The sequence below is a fragment of the Shigella flexneri 2a str. 301 genome, from assembly GCF_000006925.2.
Classification (GTDB): Bacteria; Pseudomonadota; Gammaproteobacteria; order Enterobacterales; family Enterobacteriaceae; genus ECMA0423.
Window position 1 is genome coordinate 579,619 of record NC_004337.2, and the last position, 15,922, is coordinate 595,540.

Sequence of the window (15,922 nt, forward strand, 5' to 3'; positions counted from 1 at the left end):
TGTTGACCGTCCGAACAGTCAACATCGCGATTACGGTTTGAAGTCCAATGGCGCGTTTTTGAACACTTCATATACTGCCTGGCTTGGTGGTTTCGGGATCTTCGCAAGTTTAGCTGCTGCCAACGCAGCCTGACAAAGTGCGGGATCGCCACCTTCAGGTTTGATATCCAGTAACATACCATCGGGTGCCAGTTTTATGCGCAGCGTACAGGTTTTGCCTGCATAGGACGATGCGTCATAGAACTTACTTTCGATAGCAGATTTAATCTGCCCGGCATAGTTATTGATATCGGCCCCTGATGCGCCATTGTTTTTAGTATTACCACTCCCGGCAGGCGAAGCATTGTTCCCTTTCGCCCCTCCCCCCGTTTTCGGTGCATTCTTACCAGAGCTTAGCTCACCGAAAATATCATCTGCCTCTGCGGCAGCTTTTGCTGCAGCGGCTTTTTCAGCTGCTGCTTTTGCCGCTGCCGCTTTTTTGTCTGCGGCGGCTTTTTCTGCCGCTGCTTTCTTATCAGCTGCTGCCTTATCAGCAGCCGCTTTTTCTGCTGCTTTTTTGTCGGCTGCAGCTTTCTCTGCTGCCGCTTTCTTATCAGCTGCAGCCTTTTCAGCAGCCGCTTTCTTCTCAGCTTCTGCCTTGGCTTTTTCAGCAGCTTCAGTTGCCGCTTTCTTTCTTGCTTCAGCTGCAGCTGCTTCTGCCGCTTCCGCTTTCTTCTTCAGTGCCGCAGCGGCTACCTCGGCTTTTTTCTGCGCTTCGGCTGCGGCTTTGGCGGCTTCTGCTTCTGCTTTTTTCTTCGCGTCTGCAGCCGCTTTCTTCGCTGCTTCTTCCGCAGCTTTAGCATCTGCCGCCGCTTTCGCTGCCGCCACTTCAGCTTGCTTCTGCTTTAACTCGGCCTGTTTTGCGGCTTCTTCAGCCTGCTTTTTCTGCTCCTGAGCCGCTAACCGCTCTTTCTCAAGTTGCTTCAGGCGTTCCTGTTCAGCCGCTTGTTTCTCACGCAGTTCTTCAGCAGCCTGCTGTTCCTTCATCTTGCGCTGTTCATCAGAACGCTTCGCGCTTGATTCCTGGCTTTGCATGCGTTTGTACTGCTCAACTACCGCACCTGAATCAACCATGACAGCGTCGATGGACGAACCACCGCCGCCTCCGGCTGAAGCTTCTATATTCTCATCGAACGAACTCCAGATCAGCGCCGCAAATAAGATGACATGCAGCACTGCTGAAATAATTATCGCCCGCTTGAGCTTGTCGTTTTGTTCGGTTGCCTTTGACACTCTCGGTTTCCAAAAACTGTTCGCCTGTTACCCGCTCTCTTTCAAGCAAGGGAAACGCAGATGTTTAGATAGGCTGCGTCATTAAACCAACCGATTTCACACCCGCACTATGTAACAAGTTCAGTGCTTTAATTATTTCATCGTAAGGCACATCTTTTGCGCCACCGATCAGAAAGACCGTTTTCGGGTTGGCCTTGAAACGGCTGGACACTTCCGCCACCACCTGCTCTGGTGGTAAACGCTCCAGGCGATCTTTCTCAACCACCACGGTGTACTGACCAATACCAGACACTTCAACAATCACTGGCGGATTATCGTTACTGCTCACCGCCTGTGATTCAGTAGCGTCTGGCAGATCGACCTCCACGCTCTGGGTGATGATGGGCGCTGTCGCCATAAAGATCAGCAACAGCACCAGCAGTACGTCCAGCAACGGAACAATGTTGATTTCGGACTTGAGATCGCGACGACCTCGTCCACGCGCTCTGGCCATGGCTTACCCCTTGTTGCTCTCGCTAACGGTAAACGCCTGGCGGTGCAGAATCGCGGTAAACTCTTCCATAAAGTTGTCGTAATTCAGTTCCAGTTTGTTTACGCGCTGGTTGAGACGGTTATAAGCCATTACCGCCGGAATTGCGGCGAACAGACCAATTGCCGTCGCAATCAACGCTTCTGCGATACCGGGCGCAACCATTTGCAGTGTTGCTTGTTTTACCGCCCCGAGGGCGATAAAGGCGTGCATGATCCCCCAGACCGTACCAAACAGACCAATATACGGGCTGATGGAGCCAACCGTACCGAGGAACGGAATGTGCGTTTCCAGATTTTCAAGTTCACGGTTCATGGAGATACGCATAGCACGCGACGCCCCTTCCACTACGGCTTCCGGCGCATGGCTATTGGCACGATGCAGGCGCACAAACTCTTTGAACCCGCTGTAAAAGATTTGTTCCGAACCAGTCAGATTATCCCGTTTCCCCTGACTCTCTTGATAGAGGCGAGAGAGTTCGATTCCAGACCAGAATTTATCTTCAAACGCTTCGGCTTCACGCGCCGCTGCGTTAAGAATACGGGTTCGCTGGATAATAATGGCCCAGGATGCGATTGAAAAACCAATCAAAATCAACATGATAAGTTTAACCAGAAGGCTAGCCTTCAGGAACAAATCAAGGATATTCATGTCAGTCACTGCTTAAACTCCGCGACAATAGACTTGGGAAGCGCACGAGGCTTCATTTTGAGTGGGTCAACGCAAACAACCAGAACCTCTGCTTCATTCAGCAAAGTATTCTCGGCGTTGACAATACGTTGCGTGAAAACCAAAGAGGTGCCACGCATTGATGTTATTTCAGTCTGTATTTCGAGCATATCGTCGAGCCGCGCAGGTGCGTAATATTCCACCGTCATTTTACGTACCACAAAGGCAACGCGTTCAGCCATCAGCGCCTGCTGACTGAAGTGATGATGACGCAGCATCTCTGTGCGTGCTCTTTCATAAAAAGCGACGTAACTGGCGTGGTACACCACACCACCGGCATCGGTATCTTCATAGTAGACGCGAACCGGCCATCGAAACAGCGTTGTATTCACTTTACATCCCGGTAATGCAACAAAAGTTAGAGCTTTTAAACGCTGCTACTATACGCGCGCGATTGAGGTTTGGGAATGAGGGCAAGTTAAGGGCGCGTAAAAATTTATGGGCCTGGAGCGGCCCATAATTTTTTAAAGAGAATTCTGATTTAAAAGAAGAAGAAAATCAGCCCGACAATGAGAACAATATCGGCAAGCAATGGGCAAAAAATCCCTTGCCAAAGAACCTTCTGCGGACGAAAGCCCACGCCGTGAATCACACCAGCACAGACGGCCCACATCAGCAATAAACCATGCCAGATTTCCAGTTCACTGGTCTTCGCGGCAAAACGAGATGGGTCCCAAAACATACATCCTGCTAACAGAAGCGCCATCACGAAGGAAAGCGCCCGCAGGGGGCGCTTGTCCATTACCGCATACAAGGTCGCGATAATCTTACTCATCAGATGTCTTCTTGACCGGCTTTGCCTGATTCGACGTGTTCAAGCGCCAGCGCGGTGATTACCCCAAACGAACAGGCAAGAAGCGTTCCCAGAATCCATGCGAAATACCACATTTTTAGCTCCTTACTTAGTACAGAGAGTGGGTGTTACGTTCAATATCTTCTTTGGTGATACGACCGAACATTTTCCAGTAACACCAGGCGGTGTAGAGCAGAATGATCGGTACCAGAACCACCGCAACCCAGGTCATGACGTTAAGCGTCAGCTGGCTGGAAGTTGCATCCCACATTGTCAGACTTGCGTTCATCATGGTGCTGGACGGCATCACAAACGGGAACATTGCGATACCGGCTGTCAGGATGATGCAGGCCAGCGTCAGGGAGGAGAACACAAACGCCCACGCGGCTTTATCCATACGTGCAGTCAGGATGGTCAGCAGCAGCAGAACCACACCCAGTGCCGGAATAGCCCACAGAATTGGCGTGTTGTTGAAGTTAACCAGCCATGCGCCAGCTTCACGAACCACTTCTTTATTCAGTGGGTTAGAGGCTGCGTAATGGTCCATTGTCGATTTCACGACATAACCATCGATACCGTACATCACCCATACGCCAGCCAGTGCGAAACAGACCAGTGTCACCAGCGCAGCCACCTGAGCCGTTGCACGGGTACGCAGGTGCAGTTCGCCCACGGTACGCATTTGCAGATAGGTTGCGCCCTGAGTAATGATCATCCCTACGCTCACCACGCCTGCCAGCAGGCCGAACGGGTTAAGCAACTGGAAGAAGTTACCGGTGTAGTACAGACGCAGATATTCATCAACGTTGAACGGTACGCCCTGCAACAGGTTACCGAACGCTACACCAATTACCAGCGGCGGAACGAAGCTACCAATGAAGATGCCCCAGTCCCACATGTTACGCCAGCGGGTTTCTTCAATCTTGGAGCGGTAGTCAAAACCGACCGGACGGAAGAACAAAGACGCCAGCACGAGGATCATCGCCACATAGAAGCCGGAGAACGCAGCGGCATAGACCATCGGCCAGGCAGCAAAGAGTGCGCCGCCCGCGGTGATCAGCCAAACCTGGTTACCGTCCCAGTGTGGTGCAATGGAGTTAATCATAATTCGACGCTCGGTGTCGTTACGACCGAGGAAACGGGTGAGCATGCCCACCCCCATGTCGAAACCGTCAGTGACTGCAAAACCAATCAGCAGAACGCCAACCAGCAGCCACCAGATAAAACGCAATACTTCATAATCGATCATTTGACGACTCCTGTCTTAGCGTGCCGGCTGAGTAGTCGTGGAAGACTGCTCAAAGTGATAGCGACCGGTTTTCAGGCTGCTTGGGCCGAGGCGTGCAAACTTGAACATTAAGAACAATTCTGCCACCAGGAACAGGGTATACAGGCCGCAAATCAGCACCATTGAGAAGATGAGATCGCCTGCGGTCAGTGACGAATTCGCCACAGCTGTCGGCAGCACTTCACCGATAGCCCACGGTTGGCGGCCATATTCAGCCACGAACCAGCCCGCTTCTACAGCAATCCACGGCAGCGGAATACCGTACAGCGCGGCGCGCAGAAGCCATTTTTTCTCGCCAATGCGGTTGCGGATGACACTCCAGAAAGAGAGCGCGATGATTGCCAGCAGCAGGAAGCCACACGCCACCATGATACGGAACGCAAAGTACAGCGGCGCTACACGCGGGATGGAGTCTTTGGTTGCCTGTTGAATCTGCGCTTCAGTCGCATCAGCCACGTTTGGCGTATAGCGTTTCAGCAGCAGACCGTAACCGAGGTCTTTCTTCATGCTATTGAACTGGTCACGAACCGCCTGGTCGGTAGAACCAGAACGCAGTTGTTCGAGCAGAGAGTACGCCTTCATCCCGTTACGAATGCGTTCTTCATGCTGCACCATCAGCTCTTTCAGGCCGATAACCGGGGTATCCACGGAACGCGTTGCAATGATGCCCAGTGCGTAAGGGATCTGAATCGCAAATTTGTTCGTCTCCTCTTCCTGATCAGGAATGCCGAACAAAGTAAAGGCAGCAGGCGCAGGTTGCGTTTCCCACTCGGCTTCAATAGCAGCCAGTTTGGTTTTCTGCACGTCGCCCATTTCGTAGCCGGATTCATCACCCAGAACAATAACAGACAGAACAGCAGCCATACCGAAGCTGGCAGCGATAGCAAAGGAGCGTTTAGCGAAGGCGAAGTCACGACCTTTCAGCATATACCATGCGCTGATACCGAGGATGAACATCGCGCCAGTCACATAACCAGACGCTACAGTGTGAACGAATTTCACCTGAGCAACCGGGTTAAGCACCAGCTCGGAGAAGCTCACCATCTCCATACGCATAGTTTCAAAGTTGAAATCGGACGCGATTGGGTTTTGCATCCAGCCGTTCGCAACCAGAATCCACAGTGCGGACAGGTTTGAACCGAGCGCCACCAGCCAGGTGACACACATATGCTGAACTTTACCCAGACGATCCCAACCGAAGAAGAACAGACCTACAAAGGTGGATTCGAGGAAGAAGGCCATCAGACCTTCGATTGCCAGCGGCGCACCGAAGATATCCCCTACATAGTGGGAATAGTAAGACCAGTTAGTCCCGAACTGGAACTCCATGGTCAGACCGGTAGCCACACCCAGAGCGAAGTTGATACCAAACAACTTGCCCCAGAACTTGGTCATATCTTTATAAATCTGTTTGCCGGAGAGGACGTAGACCGTTTCCATAATGGCCAGGAGGAACGCCATACCGAGCGTCAGTGGCACAAAAAGGAAGTGGTACATCGCGGTCAAGGCAAACTGTAAGCGCGACAGTTCGACTATATCTAACATCATGACTCCTTGCTCATCGCATGAAGACTCCGAGAGTGAACCCCGTTAGAAAGGGTCACACGCATGCCCCAATAGAAATTTGTTTGAACACTTTCATCATACCATGTGAATGCACACAAAAACGGCGTAAAGAAAGGTTGCAAACATGTTAATAAAAACTCAAATTGATCCCACGTATATATTACGCCGCAAAATCCTTACAATAAACAGGTTTTTGTTGAAGCAAATTTGCATTTTTCGACGGTGATCAATTTATAGCTAAATTGCCGCCTTTCAGCCAATTTGATCGAGAACAATTTATCTCTTTTTGATGCCCATTTCCAAGACTTATACATTGATAAATATCAATTTCTACAAATTATGTTAATCATGTTTCAACAAGGTAACTTTAGTGATATTTATGTTTAAAATGTGTGAATTATAAGACTGAAATTAGTTTCGGTTGGCAATTAAAGATAAAAAGAGACGAAGCAAAAACAGCACGGTTGACCTTAATTCTTTTTTTGGTCACTGGCTAATACGACGCAGAGTTTCAGGATTATTAATAAAGGCATAAATCTCCCCCCCGCCGATATTAACATTTAATTAACTTATAATTATATTATAATTAACTCACCCGTGGTTATTATTTTGTTAAAAATAAAGCCACATATACGTAGCTTGAGAGTGAAGATAAACACAAAATTACCTGATGCGCTACGCTTGCCAGTGTCTACATCATCTCTGCAATATATTGAATTTGCCTGCTTTTGTAGACCGAATAAAGCGTTCATGCCGTATCCGGCATGAACAAAGCGCCCTTTGTCAACAATCTGGCCGCGCATATGTGGCTTCGGTTTGATTGCTATTCAGGCAAGCCGGTAACTGAACGTCCGTGACTGGCCGGGTAAAAAAGGCCCCGATAGATTTGAACCTTGATTTTCCTCGGTGGTAATGTGTTCATCCATCATCGTTTCTGAGCAAGAAATCACCTCGCGACTGAAAGCAACAGTCGCATCACAGGTTGCTGATTCAGCCGGATTAAACAGCCGTAAAATCACTTCTTGTCGGTCTTCAGCTTTCTTAAGTGCGCTTATCAGGCATCCCACTGGGGGCATTTTCAACAAACTATAACTTTCCGGCACGTTGAATCCGGCTTTGTTGAGCTTCATCGCATCCCATGGGATTTTGTTGTAACACTGTACTGGAGTCAGCCATGCTCGCGCCTGCTGAGCTACACCAGCGGCGGTTGGCGTACCGGTATAACTCAATAAACTTAGGCGACAAGAAAGCAGACCACGTAGTTGTGAGTCCGGGACTGGCATTTTAATTCCCGAAGGCCGCCTAGGCCTTAAAAGCAGATCTTCTTTCCCCAGTAAGCCCACGCCGCGCAGCAACGTAATGGCAAAGGTTTTCTTCTCTTCACCGATGACTTCAAATTCACGTAGCCCTTCGCTAAAGACAGCCATGCCGTTACGCCCTTCCTGTAAGGCTGCATAGTTGAGCATATTCCATACCGGAACCGGCGCTTCTTTCCAGCTTTCTTGCTGCCAGTTGTTCATTGCACTGTCGTTCACGGGGCGCGTTAGCGAACCAAACTGGGTATCTGCCAGAACACTATCGGTGTTAAAAGATGTAGGGATCAGGACGCGAAGGCGATGATCGTCAGCCTGGTTATCAAGGTTGATATCCACATCAATGCGCCTGTTGTTATGACTAAGAGTGACAACCAACTCGACATCTACTCTGCCAGTGGATTGTCTTGCGCTGCGTTGTTGCAGATTACGCGGCACCGCCATTTCATAGCGGATAACAGCCCTGCTCTGCCAGGCCTCATGAATAATCTCGCATTGCGGTTTCGCATTCGCCGAAGTAATTACCCACTCTTCTTTTGCGGGTGAATAGTCATATTCATCACCATCATCAGAGCTTTCTTCAATTTGCAACACCCGGTCATAGCGCACACCGCTATCTTTATCTACCAGTTGTAGCGTTCCATCCTCATTGAGCGCAATTTGCCAGAAAGCATTTTCCAGTATCCCTTCAGCGTCACTTTTTGCCGCAATCACGTTGCCAGGCTGATTCGCTTCGATATAAAGCGTGCGATAGCCCATAGAAGGGACAATCTGGTTGATCTGTATATCAAACTCCATAAAGGGATCGTAATTACCGTAATGAACTATTTGCCGATCGATTAGGCCTGGATCGATCTCACGGGCATGGCGAATAAAATACGGTACAGGCTGACCGCGATCGTCTCGTAGATTAAACTGGCTGGCGCGCAGCCGCACAGTGGTGTTGATCACTTCTTCCCGCGGCCAGGGCATCAGGTTAAACAGGACGAGTTTGTCGGCGTCGCTCTGCGGCATGTTGTCGGCGATTTTACGCATATAGAAACGCAGCAGATTATCCGCCATGTCTTCAGCCAGTTCGAAGCGGGCGACGATTTCGCGATGAACTTTGTCACGACAGCAGCAGCCGATGCTGTCGTGGGCATGATTTTTTAAGATCTCTTTCCACATTTTCTCCAGCAAGCCGTGGTGGTATCCAAAACCCAACGTCCTGGCCAGCGTTGCCAGCGGTTCCAGCAGATTAACAATCTTATTTTCAATACGTGCGTGGGCAACTTTGATATCCATGCGCGTGGAACCGATGGTGCGATGCACGCGCATATATTTGCCATCAATAAATTCCCCTTTCAGGGTTGCCAGATTATCTCGCTGCGCTTCGATCTTCTCAAATACCTCTTCAAAACGGCTCATCACAAACTTTCGTTGAGGATAAATTTCGCGCAGTTTCTCCATCACTTCGAAGATATTTTGCTGCAATGGCATCTGATCATGCCCATTCGGCAGCAAAATCTCTTTGGTTACAGACGCTTTTTCCAGCACGTCAAAATAACTGTCGAGGCGTTTGCGTAATCCGTTTTCGTCCGCAGGTAAGTACTTACCGATGGCATAACCCAACGGCATCACCTGCGCCGTCACTTCGCTACCGTCACTGCTTTGCCACAAAAACTCGGTTTTATCCGTACCGTGGCGCTCAGAACATCCACGCCAGAACATGGTGCAGGTAATGCCAAATCCATTGTAGATATGCGGCAGTTGCCCGGACATGCCAAAGGAATCGGGTAAATAACCTATTTTCATCGGCTCGCCAAACGCGAGGCAGTCACGCATTCCGTACATCAGATTACGGACGATGGATTCCGCAGAAACAATCGTGGTATCGGTCTGGGTATACCAGGGGCCGATAATCAACTTGCCGGCTTCTACCAGTTTCTTCAAGCGGTCTTTGTTTTCCGGTTTCACCGCGAAATAATCTTCGAGGATCGCCGTTTGCCCGTCGAGTACGTAATATTTGTATTCGTTGTCCTGTTCCAGTCGGCACAGGATCTCTTCCATATTATTGACCAGCAGAATGCGTGACTCTTCGGTGGTGAAATACCACTCCCGATCCCAGTGCATATGCGGGGTGATGTGAACGCGAGATACCGCTTTCATCGTCGTTTCCTTTTTGTTTATGGCATTACGCCATCAGTCAGATAGTTGCCATGCTTAACCGCGTGACGCCGCCAGATCAGGAGAATTGCAGTCGAGATTGCAGCCCCCACCAATGCCGCACCAAACCAGCCAATTGCCGCCATAACACCGCCCGCGCCATTATCATGAAGTAAAAAGAGCGAGAAAATGCCAGCACCGGGTGTCGAAAGGCCGATATTCATCGCACCGACAATAGCGCCCGTTACCATAGAGCCCAGCACAAACGAACCAATAACCCGCAGCGGATCTTCAATCGCCATCGGGATCGCCCCTTCGGTAATACCTGCCAGCCCTAACAGCCAGGTGGATTTCCCGGTCTCAATTTCAAACTCTTTAAACAGGCGCGGTGCGAGCATCGTGGAAGCGGTTACGGTAAATGCCGAAACCATTTTGACGGAGGCGAAAATGGCATACGGGCCGTAAACGCCGTTCGCCATTGCGCCCAGGCAGAATGCATAAGCGGCTTTATTCACTGGCCCTCCAAGGTCAAAGGAACACATAAAACCGAGAATGGCACCCAGCAACAGCGCGTTACTTCCTGACAGACCGTTCAGCCAGGCGGTAAGCGAGTTATTGATCCAGGCGACAGGTTCCCCCACCACAAACAGCATCAGACTGCCCGCTCCCAATGTACCGAGCACCGGGTAGAGATAAAAAGTCAGGAAGCCATTGAATTTACTGCTAAGACGCAAGTGATTTTTCATCCAGCGTATCAAGTAACCGGCTATCAATCCGCCAACGACCGCGCCGAGAAACCCGGAGCCGATCATGTTGGCGGCAAGTCCAGCCGCAAAGCCTGGCGCTAACGCCGGTTTATCTGCCAGCGAATAGGCGGTATAGGCTGCCAGCACCGGTACCATCAAAATTCCGAGCAGCCCGCCGCCCAGTTTGCGGTACATCCACAGCCAGGAGTTTTCTTCATTAAACAGATCTTGTAGCCCGAAGATTTGCGACAGTAATACCGCGACCGCCAGCACCGTCCCCCCCGCGACAATCAACGGTACGGCAAAAGAGATCCCGCTCAACAGTGCCTGTTTCAGCTCCGTTTTGACGCTTTTCACCGGTTGCGTATCTTGCTGTAAGGTACGCGTCTCATCGCCACGCTCGAGGGTAAGCGATTGTTGGATCAACGCTTCTGCATGGCGAATCGGCTCGGCAACAGGCACAGAAAGCGCAGGAATGCCGTTAAAACGCTCACTCTCCTTGATGGCGACTTCAGCCGCAAAAATACAGGCAGTTGCACTATTGAGTTGATCCGCCGTTAAACGCCCTTCAATACCGTTAGCACCTTGCTTTTCAACGTAGACATTCACGCCGAGTTTGCGTCCGGCTTTTTCCAGATACTCCGCAGCCATGTAGGTGTGAGCAATACCCGCCGGGCAGGCCGTTACGCAAACGATAGTTGGCGCGTTGGAAAAAGAGGCAGAAGGTTGCGTGCCTCCCTTGTCATCCAGCGCCGAGAGCAATTCATCAGGCGTCGTCGCCGACTGTATACGCGCCCGAATCTCATCATCCGCCAGGCGCGTGGTCAGCGCTGTCAGCAGTTGCATGTGCGTAGTACCCGCTTCATTGAGGGGAATCGCCAGCAACACCACTAAATCAACCGCTTCCGGGCCATCCACGCCTTCCCACTGAAGCGGCTCGCTGAGTGTGGCGACCGCAAACGCCGCTTCTTTTACCGCAGCAGTTTTGCCATGCGGCACAGCCAACCCTTCACTTAAGGCGGTCGGGCCAAGGCTTTCACGGCGATACACTTCTTTCAGAAATTGCTCAGTACTGGAAATTTTCCCCAGAGCAGCAAGACGTTGAGTCAACGCGTGAATGGCCTCTTCACGGCTGGTAAAGCGCGCATTCAGACACAACGCATCGCGGTGGGTCAGAGTCGTCAGGTTCATCATGATCCTCACTTGATCGTTTTTATAGTCGCGCCAGTGTGCCCGACAAAACAATACCATTGCGTAATCAATTTCACTTGATTGAAATTATTTGCATTTTATTTGTATTGTTTACAGGATGAGTTTATCGGGCATAATGGCTAAATTCGTATTAATGAGATGCTAAATAATGGGACACAAACCCTTATACCGACAGATTGCTGATCGCATTCGTGAGCAAATTGCGCGTGGCGAGCTTAAACCTGGCGATGCGTTACCTACCGAATCGGCATTACAAACAGAGTTTGGCGTCAGCCGGGTTACGGTGCGTCAGGCTTTGCGCCAGTTAGTCGAGCAACAGATCCTCGAAAGCATTCAGGGCAGCGGGACTTACGTCAAAGAAGAGCGGGTCAATTACGATATTTTTCAGTTAACCAGTTTTGATGAAAAACTGTCGGACCGTCACGTCGATACACACAGTGAAGTTCTGATATTTGAAGTGATTCCGGCTGACGATTTTCTTCAGCAACAGCTACAAATCACCGTGCAGGATCGTGTGTGGCATGTGAAGCGCGTGCGCTATCGCAAGCAAAAGCCAATGGCGCTGGAAGAAACCTGGATGCCGCTTGCGTTGTTCCCGGATCTCACCTGGCAGGTCATGGAAAATTCGAAATATCACTTTATTGAAGAAGTGAAGAAGATGGTTATCGATCGTAGCGAACAGGAAATCATTCCTCTGATGCCAACCGAAGAGATGAGCCGTCTGCTTAATATCAGCCAGACAAAGCCGATTCTTGAAAAAGTATCGCGTGGATATTTAGTTGATGGTCGGGTGTTTGAATATAGCCGCAACGCTTTTAATACCGATGACTATAAATTTACCCTGATAGCGCAGCGAAAATCATCGCGATAAGCACAAAAAGGCCATCATACGATGGCCAACCATGTCGAAACCGACAGCCCTTCGCCATTCCTGTAGAGGGAAGCGGCGAGGGCTATTTCTTATTACAGATATTTATTTCAGAACAGTTTTCAGTGCTTCACCGATATCCGCCAGGCTGCGAACGGTTTTCACGCCTGCGGCTTCCAGAGCAGCGAATTTCTCATCCGCAGTCCCTTTCCCACCGGCAATGATCGCACCCGCGTGGCCCATACGTTTGCCTTTCGGCGCAGTCACACCAGCGATGTAACCCACAACTGGCTTGGTAACATGCTCTTTGATGTACGCTGCCGCTTCTTCTTCAGCGCTACCGCCGATCTCACCGATCATCACGATCGCTTCGGTCTGCGGATCTTTTTCGAACATTTCGAGAATGTCGATAAAGTTAGAGCCAGGGATCGGGTCACCGCCGATACCGACACAGGTCGACTGACCGAAACCGTAATCCGTGGTCTGTTTAACCGCTTCATAGGTCAGTGTACCGGAACGGGAAACGATACCCACTTTACCCGGTTTGTGAATGTGACCCGGCTGGATACCAATTTTGCATTCACCCGGGGTGATAACGCCTGGGCAGTTCGGGCCGATCATACGAACGCCTGCTTCGTCCAGTTTCACTTTCACGGTCAGCATATCCAGCGTCGGGATGCCTTCAGTGATGGTGATAATCAGTTTGATGCCTGCATCGATAGCTTCCAGAATGGAGTCTTTGCAGAACGGTGCTGGTACGTAAATAACAGACGCGGAAGCGCCAGTAGCAGCAACAGCTTCACGCACGGTGTTGAACACCGGCAGGCCGAGGTGGGTAGTGCCGCCTTTACCTGGAGTTACGCCACCAACCATTTTAGTGCCGTATGCAATGGCCTGTTCTGAGTGGAAAGTCCCCTGGCTACCGGTAAAGCCCTGGCAGATAACCTTGGTGTTTTTATCAATTAAAATGGACATTATTTCCCCTCCACTGCGGCAACAACCTGCTGAGCTGCATCCGTCAGACCTTTTGCTGCAATAATATTCAGGCCGCTGTCAGCCAGTTTCTTCGCGCCGAGTTCGGCGTTGTTACCTTCCAGACGTACCACGACCGGTACGTTAACACCCACTTCCGCTACCGCGCCGATGATACCGTCAGCGATCAGGTCGCAACGAACGATACCGCCGAAGATGTTAACCAGAACGGCTTTCACTTTGTCGTCAGAGAGGATGATTTTGAACGCTTCGGTTACACGTTCTTTGGTTGCGCCGCCGCCAACGTCCAGGAAGTTAGCCGGTTCGCCGCCGTGCAGTTTAACTATGTCCATCGTACCCATCGCCAGACCTGCGCCGTTAACCATACAACCGATGTTACCGTCCAGCGCAACGTAGTTCAGTTCCCACTGTGCAGCCTGTGCTTCACGCGGATCTTCCTGCGACTGGTCACGCATTTCGCGCAGATCAGGCTGGCGGAACAGGGCGTTGCCATCAGCGCCCAGTTTGCCGTCGAGGCAAATCAGATCGCCCTGTTTGGTGATGACCAGCGGGTTGATTTCGATCAGCGCCAGGTCGCGCTCCAGGAAAATGGTCGCCAGGCCCATGAAGATTTTGGTGAACTGCTGAACCAGTTTACCTTCCAGACCCAGTTTGAACGCCAGCTCGCGTCCCTGATACGGCATCGGGCCAGTCAGCGGATCAAGCGCAACTTTATGGATCAGGTGCGGAGTTTCTTCCGCCACTTTTTCGATTTCCACGCCGCCTTCGGTGGAGGCCATAAAGACCACGCGACGGGAACTACGGTCTACAACGGCACCGAGATACAGCTCTTTAGCGATATCGGTCGCCGCTTCAACCAGAATCTGGTTAACCGGTTGGCCATTGGCATCTGTTTGATACGTTACCAGACGCTTGCCCAGCCAGTTTTCTGCAAAAGCACGGATGTCTTCTTTGCTGTTTACAACTTTCACACCGCCCGCTTTACCGCGGCCACCAGCGTGAACCTGACATTTCACTACCCACGGACCGGCACCGATTTTTGAAGCGGCTTCTTCTGCTTCGCGCGGAGTAGTACAGGCATAACCCACCGGTGCTGGTAAGCCATAGCGGGCAAACAGTTGTTTTGCCTGATATTCATGTAAGTTCATGTGTTCTGTCCATCCTTCAGTAATCGTTATCTTTTAAACCGTAGACCGACACCCTATCCACGTCGGTCTACAGTGCAGGTGAAGCTTAAACTACTACACGTCCAGCAGCAGACGCGTCGGCTCTTCCAGTAACTCTTTGATCGTTACCAGGAAGCCCACGGATTCGCGACCATCGATCAGACGGTGATCGTAGGACAGCGCCAGGTACATCATCGGCAGGATCTCAACCTGACCATTCACCGCCATCGGACGATCTTTGATAGCGTGCATACCCAGAATTGCGCTCTGCGGCGGGTTGATGATCGGCGTAGACATCAGGGAACCGAACACACCACCGTTGGTGATGGTGAAGTTACCACCGGTCAGATCTTCAACCGTCAGCTTGCCATCACGGCCTTTGACTGCCAGCTCTTTGATTTTCTTCTCGATGTCTGCCATGCCGAGGGTATCGACATCACGCAGAACCGGCGTCACCAGGCCGCGCGGCGTAGAAACCGCCATGCTGACGTCGAAATAGTTGTGGTAAACCACGTCATCGCCGTCGATAGACGCGTTCACTTCCGGGTAACGTTTCAGGGCTTCAACCACCGCTTTCACGTAGAAGGACATAAAGCCCAGACGGATGCCGTGGCGTTTTTCAAACGCTTCACCGTACTGCTTACGCAGATCCATAATCGGCTTCATGTTGACTTCGTTGAACGTGGTCAGCATGGCGGTGGAGTTTTTCGCTTCCAGCAGACGCTCTGCCACACGCTTACGCAGGCGAGTCATCGGGACACGTTTTTCACTACGTGCAGCCAGAGCCGGTTGCGCCGCCGGAGCAGCCGCTGCCGGAGCAGACTCTTTCGCCGGGGCTTTCGCCAGATGTTTTTCCACATCTTCACGAGTCAGACGACCACCCACACCGGTGCCTTTAATGGCGCTGGCGTCGAGATTGTGTTCAGCCAGCAGGCGACGGATCGCCGGGCTTAACGCATCGTTGTTTTGCTCTTCCAGAGACGCCTGCTGGCGTTGCGCCGGAGTGGACGCTTTCTCTTCAGATTTGGCGCTGGTTTCTTTACCGGCGCTGTTGCCTTCACGCAGGCGACCAAGGATCTGACGAGACGTTACCGTTGTACCTTCATCTTCCAGAACCGCATCCAGAATGCCGTCTGCTGATGCCGGTACTTCCAGTACCACTTTGTCAGTTTCGATTTCTACCAGCACTTCATCACGTACGACTGCGTCGCCGGGTTTTTTATGCCAGGTTGCGACGGTGGCATCGGCTACGGATTCAGGCAGGTCAGGGACCAGAATATCTACGCTACTCATTGTGTATCC

Annotated in this window: 14 protein-coding genes; 1 reads left to right on the forward strand and 13 read right to left on the reverse strand. The window is 51.1% G+C overall.

All coding sequences use genetic code 11. The features are described 5' to 3' along the window. Positions 1–30 precede the first annotated feature (30 nt). From tolA to hrsA, 10 genes are all read right to left on the reverse strand, one after another. Positions 31–1,272 (reverse strand): cell envelope integrity inner membrane protein TolA, encoded by a 1,242-nt coding sequence (tolA, locus tag SF0558; RefSeq protein ID NP_706495.1) that lies wholly within the window; start codon positions 1,270–1,272, stop codon positions 31–33. Between the two features lie 64 nt (positions 1,273–1,336). Beyond that, on the reverse strand, positions 1,337–1,765 hold the full coding sequence (gene tolR / locus SF0559) for a colicin uptake protein TolR (protein NP_706496.1): 429 nt from the start codon (positions 1,763–1,765) through the stop codon (positions 1,337–1,339). Positions 1,766–1,768: 3 nt separating this feature from the next. Further along, positions 1,769–2,461, reverse strand: a complete 693-nt coding sequence (gene tolQ / locus SF0560) for a colicin uptake protein TolQ (RefSeq protein NP_706497.1) — start codon at positions 2,459–2,461, stop codon at positions 1,769–1,771. Then, complete coding sequence (gene ybgC, locus SF0561) at positions 2,458–2,862, reverse strand: acyl-CoA thioester hydrolase YbgC (RefSeq protein ID NP_706498.1); 405 nt, start codon at positions 2,860–2,862, stop codon at positions 2,458–2,460. Before ybgC ends, tolQ begins: the two co-directional genes overlap by 4 nt. Before the next feature lie 149 nt (positions 2,863–3,011). Then, on the reverse strand, positions 3,012–3,305 hold the full coding sequence (ybgE, locus tag SF0562; protein NP_706499.1) for a hypothetical protein: 294 nt from the start codon (positions 3,303–3,305) through the stop codon (positions 3,012–3,014). 127 nt (positions 3,306–3,432) lie between these two features. After that, on the reverse strand, positions 3,433–4,572 hold the full coding sequence (cydB, locus tag SF0563; protein NP_706500.1) for a cytochrome d ubiquinol oxidase subunit 2: 1,140 nt from the start codon (positions 4,570–4,572) through the stop codon (positions 3,433–3,435). Positions 4,573–4,587: 15 nt separating this feature from the next. Continuing rightward, positions 4,588–6,159, reverse strand: a complete 1,572-nt coding sequence (gene cydA / locus SF0564) for a cytochrome d terminal oxidase subunit 1 (protein ID NP_706501.1) — start codon at positions 6,157–6,159, stop codon at positions 4,588–4,590. 593 nt (positions 6,160–6,752) lie between these two features. Then, positions 6,753–6,980 carry a hypothetical protein gene (locus tag SF0564a; RefSeq protein ID YP_008439232.1) on the reverse strand — a complete coding sequence of 76 codons (228 nt, stop codon included), beginning with the start codon at positions 6,978–6,980 and terminating at the stop codon, positions 6,753–6,755. A 24-nt stretch (positions 6,981–7,004) separates the two neighbouring features. Then, on the reverse strand, positions 7,005–9,638 hold the full coding sequence (ybgG, locus tag SF0565; protein ID NP_706502.1) for an alpha-mannosidase: 2,634 nt from the start codon (positions 9,636–9,638) through the stop codon (positions 7,005–7,007). Positions 9,639–9,655: 17 nt separating this feature from the next. Continuing rightward, positions 9,656–11,632 (reverse strand): PTS system 2-O-a-mannosyl-D-glycerate specific transporter subunit IIABC, encoded by a 1,977-nt coding sequence (gene hrsA / locus SF0566; protein ID NP_706503.1) that lies wholly within the window; start codon positions 11,630–11,632, stop codon positions 9,656–9,658. A 109-nt stretch (positions 11,633–11,741) separates the two neighbouring features. Here hrsA and farR point away from each other — a divergent pair, with 109 nt between their 5' ends. Next, positions 11,742–12,464 (forward strand): DNA-binding transcriptional repressor MngR, encoded by a 723-nt coding sequence (gene farR / locus SF0567; protein NP_706504.1) that lies wholly within the window; start codon positions 11,742–11,744, stop codon positions 12,462–12,464. A gap of 102 nt (positions 12,465–12,566) precedes the next feature. Here the strand turns inward: farR and sucD are convergent, their stop codons facing one another. The 3 genes from sucD to sucB all read right to left on the reverse strand — a co-directional run bounded on the left by sucD (position 12,567) and on the right by sucB (position 15,913). Then, positions 12,567–13,436 (reverse strand): succinyl-CoA synthetase subunit alpha, encoded by an 870-nt coding sequence (sucD, locus tag SF0568; RefSeq protein ID NP_706505.1) that lies wholly within the window; start codon positions 13,434–13,436, stop codon positions 12,567–12,569. After that, positions 13,436–14,602: a succinyl-CoA synthetase subunit beta gene (sucC, locus tag SF0569; protein ID NP_706506.1), complete on the reverse strand. Its 1,167-nt coding sequence runs from the start codon at positions 14,600–14,602 to the stop codon at positions 13,436–13,438. The genes sucD and sucC overlap by 1 nt, the downstream gene beginning before the upstream one ends. 93 nt (positions 14,603–14,695) lie before the next feature. Beyond that, positions 14,696–15,913 (reverse strand): dihydrolipoamide succinyltransferase, encoded by a 1,218-nt coding sequence (gene sucB, locus SF0570; RefSeq protein ID NP_706507.1) that lies wholly within the window; start codon positions 15,911–15,913, stop codon positions 14,696–14,698. Positions 15,914–15,922 lie beyond the last annotated feature (9 nt).

Coding starts and splice junctions, on each gene's coding strand:
- tolR (NP_706496.1), bottom strand. CDS start 1,765: ATGGCCAGAGCGCGTGGACGAGGTCGTCGCGATCTCAAGTCCGAAATC.
- ybgE (NP_706499.1), bottom strand. CDS start 3,305: ATGAGTAAGATTATCGCGACCTTGTATGCGGTAATGGACAAGCGCCCC.
- cydB (NP_706500.1), bottom strand. CDS start 4,572: ATGATCGATTATGAAGTATTGCGTTTTATCTGGTGGCTGCTGGTTGGC.
- cydA (NP_706501.1), bottom strand. CDS start 6,159: ATGATGTTAGATATAGTCGAACTGTCGCGCTTACAGTTTGCCTTGACC.
- SF0564a (YP_008439232.1), bottom strand. CDS start 6,980: ATGCGCGGCCAGATTGTTGACAAAGGGCGCTTTGTTCATGCCGGATAC.
- ybgG (NP_706502.1), bottom strand. CDS start 9,638: ATGAAAGCGGTATCTCGCGTTCACATCACCCCGCATATGCACTGGGAT.
- hrsA (NP_706503.1), bottom strand. CDS start 11,632: ATGGTATTGTTTTGTCGGGCACACTGGCGCGACTATAAAAACGATCAA.
- farR (NP_706504.1), top strand. CDS start 11,742: ATGGGACACAAACCCTTATACCGACAGATTGCTGATCGCATTCGTGAG.
- sucD (NP_706505.1), bottom strand. CDS start 13,436: ATGTCCATTTTAATTGATAAAAACACCAAGGTTATCTGCCAGGGCTTT.
- sucC (NP_706506.1), bottom strand. CDS start 14,602: ATGAACTTACATGAATATCAGGCAAAACAACTGTTTGCCCGCTATGGC.
- sucB (NP_706507.1), bottom strand. CDS start 15,913: ATGAGTAGCGTAGATATTCTGGTCCCTGACCTGCCTGAATCCGTAGCC.